The sequence below is a fragment of the Paracoccus simplex genome (assembly GCF_042648325.1).
In the GTDB taxonomy this organism is placed as follows: Bacteria; Pseudomonadota; Alphaproteobacteria; order Rhodobacterales; family Rhodobacteraceae; genus Paracoccus; species Paracoccus simplex.
Window position 1 is genome coordinate 56,207 of record NZ_JBHRXE010000001.1, and the last position, 23,227, is coordinate 79,433.

A 23,227-nucleotide genomic window follows, 5' to 3' on the forward strand; every position below is an offset into this window, starting at 1 on the left:
CCCGGCAGACTGCAGACTGCCTGCTGGCAGCGCGGCGTCATTCTGACGCGATGCGGCGCGGGCCGCAAAGGAGGAACCCGCTTCCCTTGCGGTTGAACATCCGCGCCTGATGAATGCAGCGGCGCGGCACGCGGGGTCCGCCGCTATTCTTCGAGGCAGCGAAAGCGAAGCAGAGTGGCGTGGTCGGCCGGGTCGGTCAGGGCCGTCGCGCCGACGCGGAAGGTCTGGGCCAGGCGGGCAGGGGTCAGCACATCCCGGGGCCGGCCGCAGGCGATCAGGCGCCCGTCCGCCATCACCCCCAACCGGTCGCAGCCCATGGCCTGGTTCAGGTCGTGCAGCGCCAGGATCACCGTCACCGGCAGGCGGTCCACCAGCCGCAGCAGCGCAAGCTGGTGGTGGATGTCCAGATGGTTGGTCGGCTCGTCCAGCAGCAGAAGCCGGGGGCGCTGCGCCAGGGCGCGGGCGATATGCACGCGCTGGCGCTCGCCCCCCGACAGGGTGGGCCAATGCGCGCCGGTCATCTGGGCCATGCCGACCGCGGCCAGCGCCTGATCGACGATCTGCGCATCCGCCGCGCCAAGCGGCTGCAGCGCCGACAGCCATGGGGTGCGGCCCAGCTCGACGGCAGCGCGGACAGAGAGCGACTCGTCGGTATCGGCCTGCTGTTCGACCAGGGCGATGCGACGGGCGATCTGCCGCCGGGACAGCCGGGACAGCGATGTGCCGTCCAGCCGCACCTCGCCCTCGGCGCGCGGCAGCAGCCCGGCGATCAGCCGCAGCAGCGTCGACTTGCCCGAGCCGTTGGGTCCGATCAGGCCGAAGGTCTCGCCTGACGCGATCTCGAGCGTCACGTCCTCGACGATGCGGCGCGGCCCGGCCTTCCAGCCCAGGGCGGTGGTGGACAGTCTCATCCCCGTCTCCGGCTGCGGATCAGGATCAGGGCGAAGCCCGGCGCGCCGACCAAGGCGGTGACGACGCCGATCGACACCACCTGCCCGGGGATCAACATCCGCGAGGCGATGTCGGCGACGATCAGGAACACCGCCCCGGCCAATGCCGACCAGGGCACCAGACGGCCATGCCGAGGCCCGACCGCAAGGCGCACGGCATGGGGGATGACAAGGCCGACGAAGCCGATGGAGCCGACAAGGCTGACCATCACCGCCGTCATCAGCGTGGTTGCCCCGATCAGCACCGCTTGCACCCGGCGGACCGGGATGCCAAGCGCCGCCGCGGATTGCGCGCCGAAGGCAAAGCCGTCCAGCGCGCGGATGTGCCAGCAGCAGGCCAGGAACCCCGCCAGCGCGACCGGCCCGGCCAGCGCGACGTCGGGCCAGCGTACGCCGGACAGGTTGCCCAGAAGCCAGAACATGATCCCGCGCGCCTGTTCGGCATTGGCGGATTTGGCGATGAAGAAGCTGGTCAGCGCGTTGAAAAGCTGCGACCCGGCGATTCCGGCCAGAACCAGTTGCGCCGACCCGCCGCCCGCGGCCCGCGCCAGGGTCGAGACCAGTGCGAAAGCCAGCAGCGCGCCGATGAAGGCGCCGGTCGAAAGCCCCAGCGTCCCGCCGCCGACCCCCAGGATCGCCACCGCCACCGCGCCGGTGGAGGCCCCGGCCGAGACGCCCAGCAGATAGGGATCGGCAAGGGCGTTGCGGATCAGCGCCTGCAGCACCACGCCCGACAGCGCCAGCCCCGCCCCGCAGGCGGCGGCGACCAGGATGCGCGGTATCCGGTAGTTCCAGACGATGGCCGCGTCGATGGGATCGACCGGAAACCCGGCCCCCCCGAGCTTGTTGGCAAGCACCGCCGTCACCGTCGCAACCGGCAGCGGCGTCTCGCCGATGACGACCCCGGCCAGGATCGCCGCCAGCAGCAGGCCCAGCCCGAAGGCCCCGCGCCAGACGAGAAGCCAGAGGTGGGGCCGGACCCGAAGCCGGCCGGCGGGGGACGCCGTCTCGGTCATCGCAGCCCAAGCACTGGCAGCGCCGCGGCCAGCGTCTCGAGCGCGGCGATGTTGCGGATCGAGGGGTCCATCGCATGCGCGTCCAGGATCACGATCCTGTCGTTTTCGACCGCATCCATCTGGCGGGTGACCGGATCGGATTTCAGGAAGGCGATCTTCTTCTCGTGATCGTCGGCCTCGTACCGGCGACGGTCCATCCGGGCGATGACGATGATCGACGGGTTGGCTCGCGCGATGGTCTCCCAGCTGATGGCCGGCCATTCCTCGTCGCTTTCGACGATGTTTCTCAGCCCCAGTTTCGCCATCAGGTAGCCGGGCGGTCCCTTGCGCCCGGCGACATAGGGATCGACATCCATTTCCGCCGAGGAGAACCAGAATACCGCCGAGGCGTCCTGCAGGTTCAGCGCCTTCGCCTTGTCGCTGGCCGCCGCCTCGCGCGCCTGCAGCTGCGCCACCAGCGCCTCGGCCCGCTCGGGCACGTCGAAAATGCGGCCCAGTTCGCTGACGCCGGCATAGACCGACTGCATCTCGAACATGGTCGAGCGGGTGCCGTCAGAGCCGCTGGCATTGTCCTTGTGCCAGCAGTCGGCGGGCAGGACATAGGTCGGGATGCCGACATCGGCGAATTGTTCGCGCGTGGCGACGATGCCCTGCGGGCCGACATGCCATTCGTATTGCGCGGCGACGAGGCCGGGCTTCCTCGCCACCACCGATTCGAAGCTCGGGTCGTTGTCGGCCAGCCGCTCGATCCCGGCATTCGTGTCGCGAAATTCGGGCAGGACTTCGGTGAACCAGACCGAGGTGGCGGTCACCTTCTCGGCCAGCCCCAGCGAATACAGGATCTCGGTCGCGGCCTGGCCCAGGGTGACGGCGCTGTCGGGCGCCTGGTCGAAGGTCAGATCGACCCCGCAATTCTGCAGCTTCAGCGGGTATTGCGCCCCGGCTGTGACGGGCGGCGCGAAGCCGGTCGCGCAAAGCAGCGCGGCGGTCAGGAAGCGGACGAACATGGCATGTCTCCGATGATGACGGCAGCCGAAGACAGGAGGGGAGAGCGCGGCCCAAGACCGGCCGGCGCCCCGCCGGCGGTCGCGGCGGCTGGCTGGAACCGGTGCGGCAAGGCACCTCGGGGCAAAATTCATCCGGCACCTCCCCGGGCACCCCGCCCGGGCTGGGTTGAGATTGACGTCGGCAGGTCTCCTGACTGGCGGGTCATCGGGGCGTCGCGGCCTTCCCATGGCGGTTGCCACAGTGGCGTCGTCGCGAAATCCCTTGCCGCCTACAGTTGCGGGGGCAGTTCCGGTTCGCCGGACAGGTCCGGCGGCGGATTCCCTTTCAATTCCTTGCGGAAACCGACGATGTCGGACTAGCCCGCCCGCCGGCCGATGGCAAGCCGTATCGTCCGCCGAACCGCCGTGCGGCTTCCCGCCCGCCGCTCATGCTGCAGCGCAGAACGCATGGCGGGTTTGCCGCGGGCATGGCTACTGCCGCCGGCTGTCGCGGCCTATATCCGTCCTGTCCGAAACAGGCCCGCTGAACGGGCAAGATGAAAAAGGTGCCGAGATGTCCGCTGTCGAAATGAGCCATAACCCCGCTGCCGGTGGCTTGGGCCGCATCGTTGCGCGTGTGACCGCCACGGTTGCCGGCTGGAACAACGCCCGCATCACCCGCCGCGAGCTGAACCTGCTGACCGATCGCGAGCTTGACGATATCGGCCTGACCCGCGGCGATATCGAGCGGATTGCCCGCCGCGCCTGAGGCGTAGCCGGCGATGAACGGACCCCGCGGCGATGCCTCGGGGTTTTTTCATGTCCGCCGGCCCGGCCCGGGCGCAGATCGCCCGCCGGCGGGCGATTGGGCTTGCCCGGCCGCCGCCCTTGCCTGATGCTGGCGGCATGACCGCGGCCCGTTCCCATTCCTTTCGCGACGACCCGCTGGTGCCGGGCTTCGACGATTCCGCACCGCTGGCCGTGATGGATGCGGAATGCGCGCTTTGCAGTTGGGGGGCGCGGATGATCCATCGTATGGACCGCTCGGGAGACGTGCGGATATGTCCGGTCCAGACGCCGCTCGGGGCGGCGCTGCTGCGGCATTACGGGCTGGATGCGGAAGATCCCCCGAGCTGGCTGTTCATCGAGGATGGCATCGCCCATTCCGATTGCGACGCGCTGATCCATGCCGGGCGGCGGCTGGGCGGAGCCGGCCGGCTGGCCGCGCCGCTGCGCCTGCTGCCGCGCGGGCTGCGCAACTGGCTTTACCGGCGCGTCGCGCGCAACCGTTACCGGCTGTTCGGCAGGTCGGACATGTGCGCCCTGCCCGATCCGGCCTTCCAGCGGCGACTGCTTCGCTGACGGTCTCCGCCCCGGAGGAGCAAGGAGGGCCGGGAGCCGGCCGTCATTCGCCGCGCCGGGCCTTGCCCGGTGCCGCATCTATTTCCTCGGCCACCAGTTGCTGCAGCGTCCAGATGTAATCGTCATGGATGCCGTGTTCCGCCAGACCCCGGACCGTGCGCAGCAGGTATTCCGCGCCGGACCCGGCCGCCCCGGCCGCACGGGCCAGCCGCCGGGCCTGTTCCTCGACGGTCAGTTCGGCAAGCTGCGTGCCGACCGGATCGGCATAGAAGGTCAGGGCCGGTTCGCGCCCGCGTTCGGTCTCGACCTCGATCCAGCAGGCATTGGCCGCGAGTTCATGGGCGACCAGCTCGCGCCGCAGGATGGCGCGCAGCGATTGCGTCTCGGTTCCCGGGGCGATGTCCAGCACCAACCCGTCGCAGCAGCCGCCCGAGGCGAGGGCGAGCATCAGCCCCGGCCGGTCCGGGGTGCCGCGGAAATGTTCGAGCGAGATCGAGAAGCTGCGATGCCAGCCAAGCGCGGTGGCGCGGCGGCGGGCGCCGACGGCAAAGCCGGGGTTCCAGATCAGCGAGCCATAGGCGAAGACCGGAATCGGCCGCGGCCGCCCGCGCGTCAGCCGGTCGGCCAGAAGGTCCAGATCGTCATCCTCGAGCATCCGCCAGCGCGGGTCGTGCAGCGGTCCCTCGGCCGCGGCCACGCGGGCGACATGATCGTCGGACAGCGCGATGGGGCGGCAAGTGGTCATGGGCTCTCCTGCGGGCGGTGACGAATCCACCCCCGCAAGGTTTCCGCCGGCAAGGGACGGGTCAACCCCGAAACCGCGATGCCCTATGCCGCGCCCTGCAAGGGTCTTTCGCGGGATTTCGGCGCGGTCGCCGGCATGCCCGGCGGGGACATGTCCAGAAGCCGGCCGCACAGCCGCGCCCGTTGCGCCATCGTCGCATCGGGCCGGTCTGCACCTCGGTCACCTCGACCGCCGGCCAGGCCGGAGCAGGATCGCCCCGACGCTGGCCCTCGGGGCAGCGGATGGCAGAATCATGCGTCCGTCACGGCGGCCCCCGTTTCGGTTGCCGAGGAAAAACCTCGGGCCGGTGCGGCGATGTTCCGGCGCGCGCCTTCACCGCCGACCGATGCTTCCCCCCGGGATCACCGTTTCGGATTAGGGGTTCTCTGTCATGCGGGGGGCGGCGCGTCGATGTTAGTCTGAAGCCCGGAAACGTCATGCAGGAGGAGAGCAAGATGACGCAATTCACTCGGGCTGCGGGGATGGCCATCGCGACCGTGTCGATGTGGCTGGGCGGCATGGTCAGCGCCGAGGACGCTGCCCAGATCACCCATATCGACGATGCCCAGTCGATGGAGATCGCGCCCATGGAGACGCCCGGCGTGAACGCCTTCCTTCAGGACGTGGTCGGTTCGGACAATCCCGACAAGCCGATCACCTGCGGCTTCTTCCGGCTGGAAGCCTCGGCCGAGCCGCTGGTCTATACTTATGATTACGACGAGACCAAGCTGATCCTGGAAGGGGAGATCACGGTTTCGGATGGCACGAACAGCTTCGACGCGACCGCGGGCGATGTGCTTCTGCTGCCCAAGGGCGCCAAGGTGACATTCACCACCAAGACCGCCGGCAAGGCTTACGTCTGCGGCGCACGCCTGCGCGACACCGCCTAGGCGCGGGATCGGAAAGGGGAGGAAAAAATGAAAAAGATCAGCACGGGGATGATCCCCGTGGCGGTCGCGCTGATCGCGGGCGCGGCCGCTGCCGAGGAAAGGCTCAACCTGGGCGACCTGACGCAGGGCGACCCGTTCTTCTATACCGCCGACCAGTCGATCAAGGCCGATGACGGGCAGTCGAAGCTGCTCGGTACCGGCCGGCCGTCGCGGACCCATTCGCAGATCCCGCATCTGCCGGTCTATATCGGCTATATGAGCACCAACTACACCTATCGCTTCGTCACCGTCGCCGAGCAGGTGCTGACGATGATCGGCGAGGGCAAGCATGGGCTGTGGCGGGTGCAGGAAAACGGCACCATCCGCGAATATCTCAAGCCCGGCGCCAAGGGCCTGGCCCCCGGCGCCGATCCGCTGGCGCCCGAAAACCTGGAGGCCGTGCGCCAGGACTACGCCTCCTATCTGCCCAGCGAGGGCTGGGACGGCTATCGCTATCCCGATCAGCAGGTCGATGCCGAGGGTCGGCTGACCTTCGTCGACCTGCCGGTGACGCATCCGAAATACGAGGGCCGGTATGCCGGGCATGTGCCCATCGACCTGCCCAATTTCTACTGCACCATGTCCGAGAACGATTTCCCCTATGCCCGGCTGGCCATGGATTTCGCCTTCTCGCAGCCCGGCGCCAACCAGGTCGGGCCGCTGGGCAAGCGCGCCGGGCTGGACATCAGGGAAAACTACACCCGGGTGCTGCAACTGACGCAGTTCCCGGATGCGCGTTCCTGGGTGAATGTCGGCCAGCCGGGGCAGGACGCGCTGCATGTCGACTGGAAGCCCGTCGATGCCGGCCGCATGCAGGCGGAATATTACCTGGTCGAGCGGCCGTTCTTCAACAAGCCCTATCTGTTCCTGATGGCGGTGTTCGACAATCCGGACAATGCGGACTTCCGCTATGTCCGCCCGGACGGCGCCTATTGGAACGACCTGCCCGACAAGGACGGGCTGAAGACCGAGGTGACGCTTGCCCCGCGCTTCCATCTGGAAGGCGGCGAGATTGCCGATGCGGTCGGCCTGCCGCTTTACGGTGTGCATCACCCGAACCGCGCGGCCTTCGGTGCCGGCGGCGCCTGCCCGCTGAAGGGCGGCGACTGGGGCCGCTATCCCGACACCAGCGGCGGCAGCGGCTGGCCGACGCAATACGAGGAGGTCACGCCGCTTTGCGACGCGGTGCTGGTCGACCTGAAATTCTATGCCAATCTGGACGGCCGCGACTGGAACGACCCGCACAAATACCTGGCCAATGCCGGGGTGGGGACCAGGCAGGTGCAATATACCGTGCAGCCCGGCACCTACGGGACGTTCACCGATCCCTATAACGTGGCGCGCGGCGTCACGAACCCGCAGCAGATGGACGTGCCGGAGACCATCACCCTTACCTATCCCACTGCCGGGGCGCCGGTCGAATATGCCGAGGTGCCGGCGCCTTCCGAGGATTATCGCGTGGCGGTGCCTGCTCCCAGCACCTCCTGCCGGCCGATCCCGGGCTGAGCCCGGGATCGTGCCATGGCCCGGGCCGACCCTTCCGGCCCGGGCCTAAAGCCAGACCTCGCATTTGCGGATCAGCTCGGCGCGGTTCGCGGCCTGCAGGCCGATCCGGGCATTGCGCAACTGGTTTTCGACGGTGCGGGCGGACTTGCCGAGCAGCGCGCCGATCTCGTCGCAGCTCAGGCCCTGCGCGGCCAGCCGGATCGCCTGCAGTTCGGCCAGCGAGGGCCGGCGCGCCGGGCCATTGGACGGTGCCGCGGTCTTGCCATGCCAGTGGTGGCTGATCCCGGCCAGCGGTCCCAGGAAGTCGGCGGTGAACTCGCGCACGAAACCCTTGTCCGCGTCGGTCCAGGCATGGGGGTCGTGGGTATAGTCCAGGCACATCATCCCCACCGCGCGATGCGCAAAGGACAGGCGCTGGAACAGGATCGAGCGGCTGTCGATGGCGGTGAACTCCTCGCGGCAGTCGGCCAGCAGCGGATGCGATGCGACATCGTTGCAGGCGACCGGGCCGGGCTGGGCCCAGGCCTGGCGGAAAACCCGGCTGTGGTTGCGATAGGTCGCGCCATCGCAGCGCTGCGGATCGGAGCCGGTATTGTAATGCACGATGATCGGTGCATAGACCGGATCGCGCGGCGTGGGAAAGCCCAGGTCGCCCCGGCAGACCCCAAGCCTGCGCGAGATATATTCCAGCGCGACCACCACCATCTCCTCGGACGTGTCGATGGCCAGGATCATGTGTGCGACGCAGTTCAGCATCTCGGCCGGATGCTGCTGCCGCTGATAGCGATCGAGAAAGATCTCCTTCAGACGCTTGCGCGTCGGAGGCGATTCGATCAGCTCGCGCATGATGTCACAAGGGCCATGAGGGCCTGATTGGGTTATCACGGAGTCGGAACAGATTAGCCAGCGACAGGCCACCGGGCAACCTGTCAGTTTGGCGGGGCTTGGGCTGGCGGCGCTGCAGGCGTCCTGCATCGACGCCGGGGTCGCGCAGGCGGTTGTCCTTTCCTCTGCGCCCGTCCCCGGCCGGGCGACATCTTCGCGCCCAAGCCGCCGCCGAAGATGCGGGCCGGTTGGGCAGCACGGCATTCCGGCCCGCCACCGTCCGTCCGGCATGTTCCCGGCAATCCGCGGCATCGCGGCGGCGACCCGCCATCGGCGCGCCTCTCAGGCATATGCCTGGATCTCGCGGACAGCGCCAAGGCCCTGCGAGGGGCTATGAAGGCCGATTTTGCTCGGCTATGTTGAGGGGATCTTCAGATTTCCCGACGCTTGAACCGCCTGCATCCAAGCCCGACGGAACGCCCGCCATGATCCCCAACCCGACCGGCGTGCCGGTCCACACGCCCGAGACGGAACCGCCCCAGCGCATCCTCTTCGTCGAGGATGACCGCAAGCTCTGCACCTTCCTGTGCCGCTATTTCACCGAACAGGGCTATCTTGTCGAAGCAGCGCATGACGGGACCGCGATGCGTCGGGCGCTGTCGGGCAGGGCGTTCGACCTCGTGGTGCTGGATGTCGGCCTGCCGGGGCGCGAGGACGGCTATGCGCTGGCCCGCGAGCTGAAGAAAGAGCGCGACATCGGCATCCTGTTCCTCTCGGCCCGGCAGGAGGCGCTGGACCGCATCGTCGGGCTGGAGATCGGCGCCGACGATTTCCTGGTCAAACCCTTCGAGCCGCGCGAGCTTCTGGCCCGCATCCGTGCCATCCTGCGCCGCCTGCCCGGTGCCGCGATCCGGCCGCAGGGCGAGACGCGCCGGATCGGCTTCGACGGCTGGCTGCTGGACCTCGATGCCCGGGTGCTGCGGGACGCGCAGGGCGGAATGCAGGATCTGACCACGCAGGAATTCAACCTGCTCAGCGTGCTGGCGCAGCGGCCCGGCCGGGTGCTGAGCCGCGACCAGCTGCTGGACCTGACCGTCAGCCGCAACTGGTCGCCCTATGACCGCTCGGTCGACGTGATGATCGGCAAGATCCGCCGCAAGATCGGCGACAGCGGTCCCGAGCCGCGCCGGATCCGCACCATCCGCGGCGCCGGCTACATGTTCTCGCCCGAGCCCTGACCGGGCGCGGCCGCGGGATTGGGATCGGGGCGCAGGCAAGGCAGGTCCAGCACCGCGCGCGCGCCGCCGCCCTCGGCATTGCCGATGCGGAAATCGCCGCCGCTGACCAGCGCCAGCTGCTGGATCATCGGCAGGCCCAGCCCGGTCCCCTCGGGCTTGGTGGTGAAAAGTGGTTGCAGCGCATGGTCCAGTCCGCCGGCGTCGAAACCCGGACCATCGTCCTCGACCACCAGCCGCGCGTAATCGCCGCCGCGCCAGACATGGCGCAAGGCCAGCCGCACGCGACCCCGGCCATCGGTGGCATCCCGCGCGTTGATCAGCAGGTTGACCAGCGCGGTGCCGATCTGGCCGGCATCGACCGGCGCCAGCAGCGGATGGTCGGGCAGGTCGCATTCGATCCGCATCCCGGCGCAAAGCGTGCGCGCCAGCATGGAGGCGGTGGTCCGGACCGGCAGGCGCAGATCCCGGGGCTCGGGCGACAGGATCGGCTGGCGGGCGAAGCCCATCAACCGGGTGACCAGATCGCCCGCCGTCACGGCGGCGTCCAGCGCGTCGCCGGCATAGGGTTTCAGCCCGTCCTGCGCCGGCAGCCGTTCGGCGATCACCGCCAGATTGGCCCGGATGACGGCCAGCATGTTCTTGAAATCATGCGACAGCCCGGCGGCCAGCTGCGAGGTGGCCTCGATCTGGCGCATCAGCGCCAGTTCGCGCTCGGCCCGCGCCTTGGCGGCGCGCAGCTCGACCAGCTGGAAACAGCGCTCCAGCGCCCCCATCAGCTCGTCCAGGAAGAAGGGCTTGCGCAGATAGTCGTAGGCGCCCGCCTTCAGCGCTGCGACGGCGCTGTCCACCGAGGCATAGGCGGTCATGATCACCATGACCAGGCCGGGATGGCGGGCGTGCAGCCGCGCGGCAAGCTCGGTCCCGTCCTCGTGCCGCAGCCGGATGTCGATCAGCACCACCTCGACCGGCTCGGCTTCGAGCAGGGCGAAGGCCGAGGCCCCGTCCGGCGCGAGGCGGCATTCCACGCCCTCAAGCGCCAGCGCGCGCGAGGTCGAGACGGCGAAGTCGCTGTCGTCGTCAAGGATCAGCAGCCGCCGGGTCATGGCGGCTCGGCGATGCTCAGGCGCATGACCGTGCCCTCGGGGCCGGTGCGGGCGATCCAGGCGTCGCCGCCATGCAGCTCGGCGACGCGGCGCACCAGCGACAGGCCCAGCCCCACGCCGGAATCCTTGGTGGTGACCAGCGGGTCGAAGGCGCGGGCGCGGATCTCGGGCGCAAGGCCGGGGCCGTTGTCCTCGATCTCAAGGATGCTGCGACGCCCGTCGCGAAAGGCGCGCAGGGTCACCCGGGGCACCCGGCCGGGCACCGATTCCGCCGCCTGCCAGCCGTTCTCGATCAGGTTGCGGATGGCGAATTGCAACCGCGCCGGGTCGCAGCGCAAGCGCATGCCGTCGGGCACCTCCAGCGTGACATGAGCCGCGGCCGGATGTTCGGCCACCAGGGCCGAAAGCCAGTCGCGCAGATCGACCGGCACCGTCTCATGCGCGCCCTGGCGGGCGAAATCCAGCAGGATGTCGATGATCCGGCTGCAACGGGCGATGTTGCGGCGGATGCGCTGCACGTCCTCTTCGGCATCGGGGCCCAGGCCGGGGCTGCGCGACAGCACCTCGACCGAGCTGGTGATGGTGCCGAGCGGGTTGCGCAGCTCGTGGCTGATCGTGGCCGCGACCTCGCCCACGGCGGCAAGGCGCTGGCGGATGGCCAGCTCGCGCTGGGTCGAGCCCAGCCGGCGCAGCGCGTCGATCAGGTCCTCCTCGGTCAGGCGGCGGCGCTCGTTCGCCATCACCGCCCAGAAGGCCAGCAGGGCCAGAAGCGGCGCCGAGCCAAGGAAGACATGCGCCACGACCTGCATGTCGCGCAGGCTGGCCGACAGGTGCCGCGCGAGCAGGTAGAGCATCCCGAGCCCGGCCATCAGCTGCGCGAAGACCGCCGCGACCTGCCAGGCCCGCCGGCCCAGCCGCGGCGGCATGCGGTGCAGCCGCAGGGCAGGCGCGGCGGGATCGACCGCGCCCGGCGTGCGGCCGCGCTTGCAGAAGTCGCGGCAATGCGGCTCGAGGCTGCAGCAGAGCGAGCAGATCGGCCGTTCGTAGAAGGTGCAATAGGCCATGTCGCGCGTCTCGTAGCCATGGCTGCAGATGGCGCAGTCGCAGCGGCTGCGGCGGCGGAAGACATGCGGTTCGCGCGCGATGAAGCCGCGGCCGTGCCGCATCAGGCCCAGGCCGGTCGCCGCGACCAGCGACAGGGCAAAGGCGATGGGCGCCGACCAGGCCTGCGCCATCGGCCCGCCAAGGCCGGCGTAAAGCGCCAGCCCGGCCAGCGCCCCCAGCGCCATGCCGCCGCAGCCGACCGGGTTGAAATCCGGCAGGTGGGCGCGCCGGAACTCGATCCGCGCCGGGCTCAGCCCCAGCGGCTTCAGCACCGCCAGGTCGGCGAAGATCGCCCCCAGCCAGGCCAGCGCCAGGTTGGCATAGATCGCCAGCACCGCCTCGAGCGTGGCAAACACCCCCATCAGCATCAGCGCACAGCTGATCGCGACGTGGATCAGCAGCCAGATCAGCCGCCCCGGATGATAGCGCGCCACGCGCAGGAAGAAGTTCGACTGCGCCAGCGAGCCGGCATAGGCGTTGGTGACGTTGATCTTGACCTGCGCGACCAGGATATAGGCGGTCGCCACCAGCAGCGCCATGCGCGGCCCGAACAGGTATTCGTAGGCGTGCCAGAACATGCCGATGGGCTCGACCGCGAATTCCGGCGCCATGCCGTCGCCGATGGCCAGCCAGACCAGGAAGCTGCCCATCAGCACCTTGGCGCCGCCGATCAGGATCCAGCCCGGCCCGGCCAGGATCAGCGCCCCCCACCAGCGCAGCCGCGTTACCGCCTCGGGCGGGGGCAGGAAGCGCAGGTAGTCCACCTGTTCGCCGATCTGCAGCGTCAGGGCGCAGAGCACGCCGATGGCGCCGCCCAGCGACAGCAGGCTGAAGGCGGGACCGGGCGCGGCCAGCCAGCGCGCCGCCGCATCGGGCTCGGCCCAGGCGATGGCGGCAAAGGGCAGCAGGGCCAGCACGATCCAGGGCAGCTGCGTCGCCACCTGGAAGCGCGAGATCGCGGTCATCCCGCGCGAGGCCACCGGCAGGATCGCCAAGGCCGACAGCAGATAGCCCAAGGGCAGCGGCAGGCCGAAGCAGACCAGCAGCGCCTGGCCGATGATCACCCCCTCGAGCGCGAAGAAGATGACGGTATAGGTGGCATAGATCAGCGAGGTGATGGCCGAGCCGATATAGCCGAAGCCCGCGCCCCGCGTCAGCAGGTCCATGTCCACATTGGCGCGCGCCACATGATAGGCGATGGGCAGGCTGGTGACGAAGATGAAGGCCGAGGCGATCAGCACCGCGACCACCGTCACATGCACGCCCCAGGACAAGGTCAGCGCCGCCCCGATCGCCTCGAGCGCCAGGAACGAGATGCCGCCCAGCGCCGTGTGGGTGATGGTGGCGGGGCTCCAGCGCCGGTGGCTGGCGGGGGCGTAGCGCAGCGCGTAATCCTCGATGGTCTCGTCCGCGACCCAGGACTGATAGCTGCGCGGCGCGGGCTCCAGGCCGGGAAAGCCGCTTGCGTCCCGCGGCGGCAGGTCGGCTTCCCCGATGGCGCTCTGCCTGTTCATCGCTCCCCCCGGCGGCCGTCCCCTGCGGCCGCCGCCGCCAGCCTAGCGGGCTTTGCCCGGGCTGGGAATTGCCCTTGCCGTTCATGGCGCCGCGAAACCCCGTGCCGCGCCAGCGCCGGTTACAAAGAATTACAATTCCCCGGCTTGCGGCATGCATGGCGATTACATGCCCGGCCCAGGCTGGCGGCGGGGCCGGCCTGCCCGCCGGCCCGCAAGGAGGGAGGAGAACATGTCGAAAACCGTATTCAAGGTCGATCTCAACACGGCCCCCGAACAGGCCACGCAAAAGCCGCACAACCGCTGGCATCCCGACATCCCGATGGTCGAGACCTTCAAGCCCGGCGAGGTGCTGCGCGTCGAATGCTACGACTGGACCGGCGGCCAGATCGGCAACAACGACAGCGCCAACGACATTCGCGACGTGGACCTGACGCGGGTGCATTACCTGTCCGGTCCCTTCGGCTTCGAGGGCGCCGAGCCGGGCGACCTGCTGGTGGTCGACATTCTCGACATCGGCGCGCTGCCGGAGTCGCGCTGGGGCTTCAACGGGCTTTTCGCCAAAGAGAACGGCGGCGGCTTCCTGACCGAACATTACCCGCAGGCGACCAAGTCGATCTGGGATTTCGAGGGCATCTACACCACCTCGCGCCATATCCCCGGCGTGCGTTATCCCGGCCTGATCCATCCCGGGCTGATCGGCTGCCTGCCCGACCACAAGCTGTTGGCCGAGGCGAACCGGCGCGAGGCGGCGCTGATCGCCACCGATCCGAACCGAGTCCCGCCGCTGGCCGCACCACCCCATGCCGCGACCGCGCTGATGGGGCAGATGACCGGCAGCGCCGCGCAAAGCGCCGCCGAGGAGGCCTGGCGCACCGTGCCGCCGCGCGAACATGGCGGCAATTGCGACATCAAGAACCTGTCGCGCGGCTCCAAGGTCTATTTCCCCGTCTATGTGAAGGGCGGCGGGCTTTCGATGGGCGACATCCATTTCAGCCAGGGCGACGGCGAGATCACCTTTTGCGGCGCCATCGAGATGGCCGGCTGGATCGAGATCAAGGTCGATATCATCAAGGGCGGCATGGCGAAATACGGCGTCATCAACCCGATCTTCCGGCCCTCGCCCATCGACCCGCATTTCGACGACTACCTGATCTTCGAAGGCATCTCGGTCGACGAGCATACGGGCGAGCAATATTACCTCGACGCCCATGTCGCCTATCGCCGGGCCTGCCTCAACGCCATCGAATACCTGAAGAAATTCGGCTATTCCGGCGAGCAGGGCTACATGATCCTCGGCACCGCCCCGGTCGAGGGCCGCATCGCCGGCATCGTGGACATTCCCAATGTCTGCGCGACGCTGGCGATTCCGACCGGCATCTTCGACTTCGACATCCGGCCCAACGGCGACGGGCCGAAACGCTCGGTCCCGGACATTCCGGTCGCCAAGACCAGCTGACGGTGCCACGCGCCCGCGTCCCGGCTTTCGGGGCGCGCGGCCTCACGAGGGAGGAGAGGTCCATGCTGCTTGGTTTTCTATTGTTCTATGTGGGCGCGGTGCTGTTTCTGAACGGGCTGTGGCTCATGGGCCGGATCGAGGATCGCGAGATCGTGGTGATCAACGTGGTCTCGGGCCTGGTCGCCGCGGGCGTGGTGGTGCAGGGCGCCTTCGGTGCGGGGGCGGATCTGCAGACGGTCCGGGCGGCGGCGCTGACGCTGATGTTCAGCACCACCTATTTCTGGGTCGCCCACAACCGCGTCGTTGCAGTGGACGGCCGGGGCCTGGGCTGGTTCAGCCTGTTCGTGGCCATCACCACGGTTCCGGTCTTTCTGCGCGCGCTCGCCGCCGCCGGCTCGCCGACCGAGCTTTGGCTGGCGGGCAACTGGCTGGTCTGGGGCGTGCTGTGGTTCATGTATTTCCTGCTGCTGGCGCTGGGGCGGCCGATCCTGCGCGCCACCGCCTGGGTGACGCTGCTGGCCGGGATCGTGACCGGCTGGCTGCCCGGTTTCCTGCTGCTCGACGGATTGATGTGAGGGTCATGCCATGCCGATCTATGATTTCGCCTGCGCCGAACACGGCCTTTTCACCGAGCGCATGAGCTACGAGGCCAGCCTGGCCGGCGTGCCCTGTCCGCATTGCGGCGCGCCCGCCGGGGTGCTGCCGGCCCTGCCGCTGGTCAGCACGCTTTCAAGCGGGCTGCGCCGGGCCGAGCGCCGGGCCGAGGCGAGCTCGGCCGAGCCGCGCCTGGTCAAGCGCGGCCACCTGCCGAGCTGCGGCTGCAACCTGTGCCAGAAGAAGGCGCCGCCCACCTCGCGGCGCTGGATGCTGGGGCAATGCTAGCATCCCGGCTGTGTTCAATGCACCTTTCGCCATAGCGGCCATGCGATGACCTGGGCGGGTTTGGTGGCGAAGCCGGGTGCCCGCGGGCTGGCCCGTGGTGCGAGACATAAGCGGCCAAGACCCCGATCTGGCAATTGGTGATCTGGTCCGCCAAGCCGGTGTATCGGCGCGCGACCCCACAGGAGGCATGACCAGGGCGCCGGCATTGCCTCGACACAGAATCCCGAGAGCCATGACCTCATCCCCGTCATGCTGGCCCCCTGATTCAGAGGACGGAGGAAACCGCGACTGGAATGCTAGGGCTGGAAATCGGCCTGATAGGCGTCGTAGCGGCCGCGGAACTGCTCGAAGATGGCGATGGTGCGGCGGGCGATGCCGGTCCAGCCGAAGACCCGGCGGGCAAAGCGGGCGCCCTCGACCGCCAGCACGTCGCGCAGCCAGGGATAGTGCAGCGCCATGTTGATCATGGCGGCGAATTCCTCGGGCCGCTTGGGATCGGCCACCAGCGCGTGGCGGCCGAATTCCACCTGCTCGTGCAGCCCGCCATGGATGGTCATCACCGTGGGGGTGCCGCAGGCCATCGCCTCGACCGCGGTCATGCCGAAGGGCTCGTAGCGCGAGGGCAGGGCAAAGATCCCGGGCGCGCGGTAATGGTCCACCAGCTCCTCGTCGGGGACATAGCCGCGCCAGTCGATGGCATCGGCCACGCCGGCCTGGGCGGCCACCGCCTTCCAGTCGCCGATCAGCGCCAGGTCGGCCTCGGAATTGCCGCCGGCGGCCAGGACCAGCCGCGCCTGGGGCTGCAGCACCTTCAATGCCGGCAGCGCCTGGATGATCAGGTCGTAGCCCTTGTTTTCGGCGGCGCGGCCGACGACATAGATGTCGTTCGGCCCCATGTTCAGCCGCGCCCGCGCCGCCGCCACCTTGTCGGGCGGGGCCGGGGTGAAGCGGTTCTCGTCGATGCCGGGCGGGATCATGGTGATATGCTCGCGCGGCAACGCATATTCGGCCGAGATCAGCTCGACCTGCTGTTCCGAGGTGGCGATGATGTGGTCGCAATTGCGGTAAAGCACGAATTCCTTCTGGATGCGCTCGTCGAAGCGGTAGCCGGCCATCTCTTCGGCGGTGGCGCCGCGCATGTCGTGCTTTTTCCACCAGCCCAGCGAATGCGGGGTGTGGATATGCGGGATCTGCAATTCCTCGGCGATCTTCTGGCCGCAGACTCCGGCATCCCAGTAATGGCTGTTCACCACGTCATAGCGCAGCTCGCGGCGGCGGATGGCGGCCAGCGCATTGGTGATGAAATCGCCATACCAGTCGTGCATGTCCTCCTTGCGGATGAAATCCGGGCCGCCGAAGGGGATGCGCCAGATGCGCAGGTTGTCGTTGATGATGTCCTCGGCCGGCTGGTCCTCGAAGCGGCGGGTCATCACGTCGACCTTGTAGCCCAGCCGCGCGAAACGCTTGGCAAGCTCCAGCACGAAGACCACCTGGCCGCCGGTGTCCGGCTTGCCCAGTTCGGGCGAGCCCGCGACATAGCCATGCAATGAAATCATCAGCAGCGAACCCACGGATTGGGCCATGCTTTCCTCTCCTCTCTTGTTGCGGCGTCAGCCGGGCAGGATACCCAGCGCGACAAGTCCCTCGAGGACGCCCGCCGCATGGGGCGCCCGGGCGCGATAGCTTTTGGCCCGAGGCATGGCCTCGATCAGCTCGCGCCGCGCATTGCCGACCGCAATGGCGCGGAACCCAACGTCGAACAGCGCCAGATCGTTTCCCGAGTCCCCGGCCACGACCATGCGCTGGGGCGCAATGCCCAGCCTTTCGGCAAGAAACCGCGCCGCCGCGTCCTTGCCGGCACCAGGCGCCAGCAGGTCGAGATCGCTTTGCCCGGAAAACACCGCCCGCACCGGCAGGCCGGCGGCGGCCAGCGCCTGCAGCACCCGGTCGCGCGCCCCGGCATCGGGCACCGCGAAGCTGAGCTTGCCGGCGGTCAGGAACTCGGCCGGATGCGGGGCGAAGCCCATGCCGGTGACCAGCGCGAAGATCGCCTCGGCCGGCCAGGCGGCGAAGCGCGCCGACCAGTCCGAAAGCCATTCCCCGCCGATGCGGATCTCGGTGCCCATGCCGGTGATGATGGCATCGGGGGCGAAATCCGCGGGAAACTCGCGGGCCAGGGTCGCATCGACGCTGGCCGCCGGCCGCGACGAGTTCAGCGCCAGCCGCAGCCGCTGGGGGTGGCGCCGGATCGCCGCCCAGAGCCGCTCCAGCGCCGCCCGGTCGCCGGTCAGCGTGTCGTCGACATCGCTGACCAGAAGCCAGGGCCCCCGGCCGGCCGGCTGGCTCATTCGCCGGCCCCGGCGGCGGCCAGCATCTCGGGCGCCTGGGTGGTGGTATAGACCATTTCGGGCGCATGTTCGCTGACCGGTCGGCTCAGCGTTTCCAGCGTCACCTCGCGCAGGCCCAGCACCGCGGATTCGGTCCAGAAGCCGACGGCGCCGGTCAGGAAGCTGTCATCGACCAGGCTCAGCACCACATGGCCGTCGATGGACAGCTCCAGATAGGTGCCATGCGCGACCAGCTCGATGCGCCAAGGCCCCTGCGCCGCGCCGCGGAAGCGTGCCTCCTGCAGCGGCTTGTAACGGAAGGCGTGCTCGAATTCCGGCGTCGGATTGGCGCCCCAGGCGCGCATCTGCGCGATGCCGTTCATGCAGTCCAGCGACAGGTGATAGCCGTCGCCCTCGTCGCTGGCGCGCAGGATCAGGCCGGTCTTGCCCGGTCCCTCGATGGTCAGCTCGGCCCGCAGGCGGAATTCGTCGTGCTGGCCGGGCAGCAGGAAGGCCTCGAAGCCGCTGCGGCTGCCGATGAACAGCCGCTCGCCGCGGGTCTCGGCCCGGGCGGTGGGATTGCCGCAGAGCAGCCGGCATTCGGCGGCGCTGTCGAAGGCCAGCCGGTCGGTCACCAGCGCGTCGAAGCCGTGGAAGGATTTCAGCCGCAGGCGGCCGTCGGGCAGGGCGACGATCTCCTTGGGGGGCGGCAGCAGGCGCTTGATGAATTCATGGCCGTTGATCAGCAGCTCGGTCTTGCTGAAGAAGCTGAACAGCAGCAGCCGGTCGCCTGCCCGGCAGATGCGGCCGGCGTAATTGCCGTGCGGCAGCAGCACGTCGTCGCTGAAATTCTCGTAGGGCCCCTCGATGTCGTCGGCATACCAGTAATGGATCCTGGTATCCTCGCGGATCGAGCCCATCAGGTAATAGCGGCCGTGGAAGTGAAAGAGATTCGGCACCTCGATGTCGTCGTAAAGCCCGGGCCGGTGCAGCGGCGGGCCGAATTCGAAGCGGTCCGGCGCCACCTCGCGCGCCAGGCCGACGCAGCCGCGGCGGATCACCGGCCCGTCCTTGGCGCGTGCCGCCGCCAGCAGCAGCCGGGTGTCGCTGCCCGGTTCGTGAAAGAAGAACGGGTCGCGGAAGCTGACCCAGCAGCGGCCCTCGTCGGTACCGGATTCGTAATGCGGGCCGCCGATCTCCAGCGGGTAGGGGGCGCCGCAGCGCGTCCAAGTGTAGAGATCCGGAGATCGCGCCATGCCGACGCGCTGGACGCGGCCGTATTCGGCGCGGGTCAGGCCTGTATAGAACATCCGCCACTGGCCCGGCCGGTCCGGATCGGGGGTGACATGCATGGTCCAGAGCATGTCGTCATCCCATGCGCCGGGATCGCCGACGAAGAAGGCGTTCTTCACCCGTCGCCAGGATAGCCCGTCCGAACTGACCGCATGGGCAATGAAATCGTGGTTCGGCAGGACGAGGTGAAAGAGATGATAGATGCCCTCGTGAAACACCACGTCGACGTCGCCGATATCCGAGCGCAGGAAGCCGTGCGAAGCATACATGCCCCGAACTTGCCGAAGCCGGGTCCAAAGGTAAACCCGTTTTCTGGCCGGCGGCGGCAGGCCGCATATCGGTCGGCCGCAAGCGGCCCGCACCGTTGCTGGCGGGCGATGACGCAGGGCGGGGCGCCCGGTCGCGACCGGATCGCGTGGCCCGGGCGGAGGTCGTCGCGGGTGTCCAGCCGCTCATCGGCCCGCCGGGATCCGCTCGGCCTTGGCGATGTCGGCCGCCCGACACCCCGGCGGTAAACACCTGCCGCCCTGGCTGCGCGGCAACACCATCGCCACGCCCGGCATCGCCGATATGGTCGATCCCTGTGCCGCGCGCGCCCGCTTCGGGCGGACATGGGCGGACATGGGCGGACATGGGCGGTCGACCGGTCGGAACGCCTCGGGCCGACCCTGTCCGCACCCGGTTCCGGCGGAATTGCGCCGATCCTTTGCACCCAAAGCTTGTGCCGGCGCCGCGCCCTGGGCCTTAATCCCGGCATGACGGAAACGCGACGGACCTCTTTGCTTCGGCGTCTGAGGCTGCGCTTGGCCGCCTCGGCCGGGGTCGCGGCCGCGGTTCTGGTCGGCCTGTGGCTGAAGGTCGAGGAGGTCCGCGCGCCGCAGGAACCGCCGGCGGTGGTCCTTGGGCAGGCGGTCGATCAGGGCCGGACCGAGATCACGCCGCTGTCCTTGTCGCTGGCGCCGCCGGAACGCGCCGGCGAGCCGGGGCGGCTGTTGCTGCGTGCCCGGTTGCTGAACCTCACCGGAGAGACCCAGTTCGCCGTCTTCGGTTTTCCGCCGCATCCGCCCGAGCTTGCCGCCGGCGGTGTCGTCTGGCCCGAGCCGGAAGTCACGCTGGACCGCGACGGCGAGGTGCTGGCGCAACTGCATCCGCGGCTGGCCGAGCGGGTGACGCTGGCCTGGCAGCTTCCGCCGGACTGGCAGCGGCAGCCCGGGCCGGTCTCGCTGACCTTCCAGCGGCAGATCTTCAAGCTCAGGGACAATCTTTACGGCATGTCGAACTGGCTGCTGTTCCAGCCCGCCGGCCGCATGGCGATCACGCCGCAGGGGGCGCCATGATCCGGACGCGCCGCATCCTCATCGTGCTGGCCGGGGCGGCGCTGCTGGGCGCGATGATGCAGACCGTCCCCGACCACAACAGCGTCGTGCAGCCCTTCCGCAGCGCTGTCGCGGCGGGCGGGACGGGCGAGGCGCGCAGCTTCCGCGCCCGTTTCACCGGCCTGCGGCTGGCCGATCGCATCGCCTTTCGGCGCTTCGGCCGCGATCTGGTCCGCGACAGCGACGGCCTGTTCCTGATCGCCGATATCGAGGCCGAGGCCCGGGTGGCGTCGTTGCAGCTCGATGCCGTCTGGCAGGGCGCGAGCGGGCGGCGCTATGCGCTGTCGCACCGCGCCGAGGACATTCCGCGCGGGCTGGAAAGCCGCTGGTTCCAGCCCGGTCTGATCAACCGCGCCATCGCCGTCTTCGAGCTGCCCGAGGACGAGGTGGCGGGTGGCGCATTGGTGCTGACTAGCGGTTTCACCGCTGCCTTCGACAGCGCCCTGCACCTGGCCCCGCCGGCCGGTCCCGCCGAGCGCCAGCCGATCATCCGGTTCGAGCCATGAGACATCTGCTGTGGATCACCCTTGCCGCGGTTCTGTTGCTCGCCAGCGTGGTGGTCGGGGGCTGGACCGAGATCACCGACCTGCGCCGCGCCCGCGAATGGCGGGTGCGGCAGGCGGGCGAGGCGGGGGCCGAGCTGCGCGGCGTGCATGTCCGGGTCGACGAGGTCTGGGCGGGAAGCGCGCCCAACCTGCCCGAGCGGGCGCTGGTCCTGGTCCGTCTGGCGCTGCGCGGTCCCGAAACGGCACGCCAGGGCTGGACAGGCTGCGACGTCAGCCTGCGCAACGCGGCGGGCCGGGTCTGGCTGCCGCTGATCAGCGCCGATGCCGAGGGCGCGGTCAAGGTGCTTTCCCCCGACGGCGAGAACGAGGGGCGCTGCAACCCCATCCCCTATGACGCGCCGCCGGACGGGCAGGAATTCCTGTCGGACCAGATTTTCCTGGTGCCGGCGGAATTGCTGAAGGGGGCGCAGCTGCGCGTCTCGGCCCTGGGAACGCGGCCCGAGGCGCTGGAATTCCAGGTCAGGCCGGTTCTGCGCGATCTGCAGTAGCGGCGCGGGCGGCCTGCGCGCGACCGGCCAGTTCCAGCCCGGCGGCGAGGATGCAGAACTGCGCGACGCAAACCAGCACCCCGTCCTGTTGCTGGCCCGGGGCGCCGAAAAGCAGGCCCAGCGGGTATTGCGCCACCCGCCAGACCGCCAGGTCCTGCGGCCCGATCAGTTCGGCCAGCCCGACCCAGGCCCAGCGGCCCGCCCAGTCGACCAGCCGCCACAGCACCAGAACCGAGACGGTCAGCGCGAAGCCCGCCGACCCGGCCAGCAGCAGGCCGTTCGCCACCGCATGCCAGCGCTTGACCAGCCCGGCCCAGAAATGCCCGAGGAAGTCGGTCAGCGGTTTCGGCAGCCCCTGCCAGCGGTCCAGCACCCTGCCGGCCGAGCGGCGGGTCTCCTCGGACATCAGATTCAGGTCGTGGCCATAGACGATGGCGCCGAGATTGAACCAGATCAGCGGCAGCAGCGCATACCAGAACAGCCGGGTCAGCCAGGGCCATGGTTGGAAGGCGGGCGGCCAGTCCACCGGGCGGCGCGCGGCATCGACGACCTCGGCCGCAGCCGGCGGGAACAGGTTCTGCCACAATTCGCCGGGCGAGGGCAGGCCGGCCAGCCATGCGACGAAGCCCTCTTGCCAGCCCGAGATGACGTAAAGGCCCAGCACTGCCCAGCTCGCCTCGCAGGCAACGACCAGCAGCGGCCAGATTCCGGCCTCGCTGCGCTTGTTCATGGCTTTCGCGCCGCGCCGGACCGCCCAGATCAGCAGCACCGCCACCACCACCCAGAACGTGCTCTGCACCTCGAGCGCGGTTGGCGCGCGCTCGGGCGAGACTTCCGAGAAGTCGATGCGCTCCATCGAGGTGGACAGGAACGCCTTGGAATAGTCGCGCAGCGTGTTCGCGAGCAGGCCCCAGCCGGCATAATAGCCGTAGAACGGGATCAGCACCGCCAGCAGCGCCCCGGCCAACATGCCGATCCCCGCCGGAGCCTCGGCAGCGTCTGCCTCGGCGGCCGGCGCCTCGCGGCGGCGCCTGGCGCGGAAGCGCAGTACCGGCAGCCCGTCGCGCAGGATCACGAACATGGCGACGAACAGCACCAGCTGCAGCAGGATCACCGGCACCAGCGCAATCAGCCCGGCCAGCCGGTCGGCGAAGCCGATCTCGACCGCCAGCATGATCAAGCCGGTGCCAAGCAGCATGCCGGCCAGCCAGGTGGCGGCCAGCACCGCGCCGTAATTCCGAAACAGCCGCGCCGCCAGCAGCACATGCTGGCGCAGGATATGCAGGTCCCCGGTCATGGTCCCAGAATTGCAGGATCGCCCGCGCATCGCAAGCCGGGCGTTTGCTGCGGTCCGGGACCGGGCGCCGCCGGTGTGACGGCCAAAGTCCGATCCCGTGCCCGCTGCCGGTTTCGCCGCACGCCCCTGGATCTGCCGCCAGGCTGGCGCGCCGGGCGCATGAAGCCGCGCCGCGCCGCGACACGACCGGCTTGCAGCCTGGCCGCGGGCAGGATGCGCTGTCAC

Annotated in this window: 22 protein-coding genes, 1 pseudogene and 1 riboswitch; of the genes and pseudogenes, 11 read left to right on the top strand and 12 right to left on the bottom strand. The window is 69.2% G+C overall.

Going from position 1 to position 23,227, the window contains the following annotated elements; all coding sequences use genetic code 11:
• Positions 1-143 precede the first annotated feature (143 nt).
• The 3 genes from ACFOMP_RS00260 to ACFOMP_RS00270 are packed head-to-tail and all read right to left on the bottom strand — an operon-like array spanning position 144 to position 2,973.
• The gene (locus tag ACFOMP_RS00260) at positions 144-911 is read right to left on the bottom strand and encodes an ABC transporter ATP-binding protein (RefSeq protein ID WP_379027367.1); all 768 of its coding nucleotides are present in this window, start codon (positions 909-911) and stop codon (positions 144-146) included.
• Positions 908-1,966 carry a FecCD family ABC transporter permease gene (locus ACFOMP_RS00265; RefSeq protein ID WP_379027369.1) on the bottom strand — a complete coding sequence of 353 codons (1,059 nt, stop codon included), beginning with the start codon at positions 1,964-1,966 and terminating at the stop codon, positions 908-910. The genes ACFOMP_RS00260 and ACFOMP_RS00265 overlap by 4 nt, the downstream gene beginning before the upstream one ends.
• Entirely contained in the window at positions 1,963-2,973 is a 1,011-nt protein-coding gene (locus ACFOMP_RS00270; protein WP_379027371.1) for an ABC transporter substrate-binding protein, read from the bottom strand. Before ACFOMP_RS00270 ends, ACFOMP_RS00265 begins: the two co-directional genes overlap by 4 nt.
• A 163-nt stretch (positions 2,974-3,136) precedes the next feature.
• Positions 3,137-3,335, bottom strand: a riboswitch (cobalamin riboswitch).
• A gap of 191 nt (positions 3,336-3,526) precedes the next feature.
• Between ACFOMP_RS00270 and ACFOMP_RS00275 the strand changes: the two genes are divergently transcribed.
• Both ACFOMP_RS00275 and ACFOMP_RS00280 read left to right on the top strand, forming a co-directional pair.
• Positions 3,527-3,721: a DUF1127 domain-containing protein gene (locus ACFOMP_RS00275; protein ID WP_289896422.1), complete on the top strand. Its 195-nt coding sequence runs from the start codon at positions 3,527-3,529 to the stop codon at positions 3,719-3,721.
• A 137-nt stretch (positions 3,722-3,858) separates the two neighbouring features.
• Positions 3,859-4,314 (top strand): thiol-disulfide oxidoreductase DCC family protein, encoded by a 456-nt coding sequence (locus ACFOMP_RS00280; protein ID WP_289896421.1) that lies wholly within the window; start codon positions 3,859-3,861, stop codon positions 4,312-4,314.
• A gap of 43 nt (positions 4,315-4,357) precedes the next feature.
• Here the strand turns inward: ACFOMP_RS00280 and ACFOMP_RS00285 are convergent, their stop codons facing one another.
• Complete coding sequence (locus ACFOMP_RS00285) at positions 4,358-5,059, bottom strand: gamma-glutamylcyclotransferase (RefSeq protein ID WP_289896420.1); 702 nt, start codon at positions 5,057-5,059, stop codon at positions 4,358-4,360.
• Positions 5,060-5,553: 494 nt separating this feature from the next.
• Here ACFOMP_RS00285 and ACFOMP_RS00290 point away from each other — a divergent pair, with 494 nt between their 5' ends.
• Together ACFOMP_RS00290 and ACFOMP_RS00295 are read left to right on the top strand one after the other, a co-directional pair.
• Positions 5,554-5,988, top strand: coding sequence for a cupin domain-containing protein (locus ACFOMP_RS00290; RefSeq protein ID WP_289896419.1), 435 nt, complete (start codon positions 5,554-5,556; stop codon positions 5,986-5,988).
• A 27-nt stretch (positions 5,989-6,015) separates the two neighbouring features.
• A complete protein-coding gene (locus tag ACFOMP_RS00295; protein ID WP_379027374.1) occupies positions 6,016-7,533 on the top strand; it encodes a hypothetical protein in 1,518 nt (505 codons plus the stop codon).
• A 45-nt stretch (positions 7,534-7,578) separates the two neighbouring features.
• Here the strand turns inward: ACFOMP_RS00295 and ACFOMP_RS00300 are convergent, their stop codons facing one another.
• The gene (locus tag ACFOMP_RS00300; RefSeq protein ID WP_379027376.1) at positions 7,579-8,379 is read right to left on the bottom strand and encodes a helix-turn-helix domain-containing protein; all 801 of its coding nucleotides are present in this window, start codon (positions 8,377-8,379) and stop codon (positions 7,579-7,581) included.
• Positions 8,380-8,843: 464 nt separating this feature from the next.
• Between ACFOMP_RS00300 and ACFOMP_RS00305 the strand changes: the two genes are divergently transcribed.
• A complete protein-coding gene (locus ACFOMP_RS00305) occupies positions 8,844-9,596 on the top strand; it encodes a response regulator (protein ID WP_379027378.1) in 753 nt (250 codons plus the stop codon).
• On the opposite strand, the gene ACFOMP_RS00310 is transcribed toward ACFOMP_RS00305, so the two are convergent.
• A complete protein-coding gene (locus ACFOMP_RS00310; RefSeq protein WP_379027380.1) occupies positions 9,572-10,699 on the bottom strand; it encodes a sensor histidine kinase in 1,128 nt (375 codons plus the stop codon). The two genes, ACFOMP_RS00305 and ACFOMP_RS00310, sit on opposite strands and share 25 nt — an antisense overlap.
• Complete coding sequence (locus ACFOMP_RS00315; protein WP_379027382.1) at positions 10,696-13,317, bottom strand: ATP-binding protein; 2,622 nt, start codon at positions 13,315-13,317, stop codon at positions 10,696-10,698. Before ACFOMP_RS00315 ends, ACFOMP_RS00310 begins: the two co-directional genes overlap by 4 nt.
• Positions 13,318-13,546: 229 nt before the next feature.
• Here ACFOMP_RS00315 and fmdA point away from each other — a divergent pair, with 229 nt between their 5' ends.
• From fmdA to ACFOMP_RS00330, 3 genes are all read left to right on the top strand, one after another.
• Complete coding sequence (fmdA, locus tag ACFOMP_RS00320; RefSeq protein WP_263566961.1) at positions 13,547-14,773, top strand: formamidase; 1,227 nt, start codon at positions 13,547-13,549, stop codon at positions 14,771-14,773.
• A 62-nt stretch (positions 14,774-14,835) separates the two neighbouring features.
• Positions 14,836-15,348 carry an AmiS/UreI family transporter gene (locus tag ACFOMP_RS00325; RefSeq protein ID WP_379027384.1) on the top strand — a complete coding sequence of 171 codons (513 nt, stop codon included), beginning with the start codon at positions 14,836-14,838 and terminating at the stop codon, positions 15,346-15,348.
• 10 nt (positions 15,349-15,358) lie between these two features.
• Positions 15,359-15,655: a zinc ribbon domain-containing protein gene (locus ACFOMP_RS00330; protein WP_379027386.1), complete on the top strand. Its 297-nt coding sequence runs from the start codon at positions 15,359-15,361 to the stop codon at positions 15,653-15,655.
• A gap of 85 nt (positions 15,656-15,740) precedes the next feature.
• On the opposite strand, the pseudogene ACFOMP_RS00335 reads toward ACFOMP_RS00330, so the two are convergent.
• The 4 genes and pseudogenes from ACFOMP_RS00335 to ACFOMP_RS00350 all read right to left on the bottom strand — a co-directional run.
• Positions 15,741-15,854 (bottom strand): annotated as a pseudogene (locus ACFOMP_RS00335) (IS701 family transposase); the annotation flags it as partial.
• A gap of 97 nt (positions 15,855-15,951) precedes the next feature.
• Positions 15,952-17,238 carry a glycosyltransferase gene (locus ACFOMP_RS00340; protein ID WP_289896411.1) on the bottom strand — a complete coding sequence of 429 codons (1,287 nt, stop codon included), beginning with the start codon at positions 17,236-17,238 and terminating at the stop codon, positions 15,952-15,954.
• Positions 17,239-17,265: 27 nt separating this feature from the next.
• The gene (locus tag ACFOMP_RS00345) at positions 17,266-18,003 is read right to left on the bottom strand and encodes an HAD family hydrolase (protein ID WP_379027388.1); all 738 of its coding nucleotides are present in this window, start codon (positions 18,001-18,003) and stop codon (positions 17,266-17,268) included.
• The gene (locus ACFOMP_RS00350; protein WP_379027390.1) at positions 18,000-19,544 is read right to left on the bottom strand and encodes a hypothetical protein; all 1,545 of its coding nucleotides are present in this window, start codon (positions 19,542-19,544) and stop codon (positions 18,000-18,002) included. The genes ACFOMP_RS00345 and ACFOMP_RS00350 overlap by 4 nt, the downstream gene beginning before the upstream one ends.
• 510 nt (positions 19,545-20,054) lie before the next feature.
• Between ACFOMP_RS00350 and ACFOMP_RS00355 the strand changes: the two genes are divergently transcribed.
• The 3 genes from ACFOMP_RS00355 to ACFOMP_RS00365 are packed head-to-tail and all read left to right on the top strand — an operon-like array spanning position 20,055 to position 21,705.
• A complete protein-coding gene (locus ACFOMP_RS00355) occupies positions 20,055-20,612 on the top strand; it encodes a hypothetical protein (protein ID WP_379027392.1) in 558 nt (185 codons plus the stop codon).
• A complete protein-coding gene (locus ACFOMP_RS00360; RefSeq protein ID WP_379027394.1) occupies positions 20,609-21,157 on the top strand; it encodes a hypothetical protein in 549 nt (182 codons plus the stop codon). Before ACFOMP_RS00355 ends, ACFOMP_RS00360 begins: the two co-directional genes overlap by 4 nt.
• On the top strand, positions 21,154-21,705 hold the full coding sequence (locus ACFOMP_RS00365; RefSeq protein WP_289896406.1) for a hypothetical protein: 552 nt from the start codon (positions 21,154-21,156) through the stop codon (positions 21,703-21,705). Before ACFOMP_RS00360 ends, ACFOMP_RS00365 begins: the two co-directional genes overlap by 4 nt.
• Here the strand turns inward: ACFOMP_RS00365 and ACFOMP_RS00370 are convergent.
• Positions 21,677-23,002 (bottom strand): hypothetical protein, encoded by a 1,326-nt coding sequence (locus tag ACFOMP_RS00370; protein ID WP_289896405.1) that lies wholly within the window; start codon positions 23,000-23,002, stop codon positions 21,677-21,679. The genes ACFOMP_RS00365 and ACFOMP_RS00370 overlap by 29 nt on opposite strands.
• Positions 23,003-23,227 lie beyond the last annotated feature (225 nt).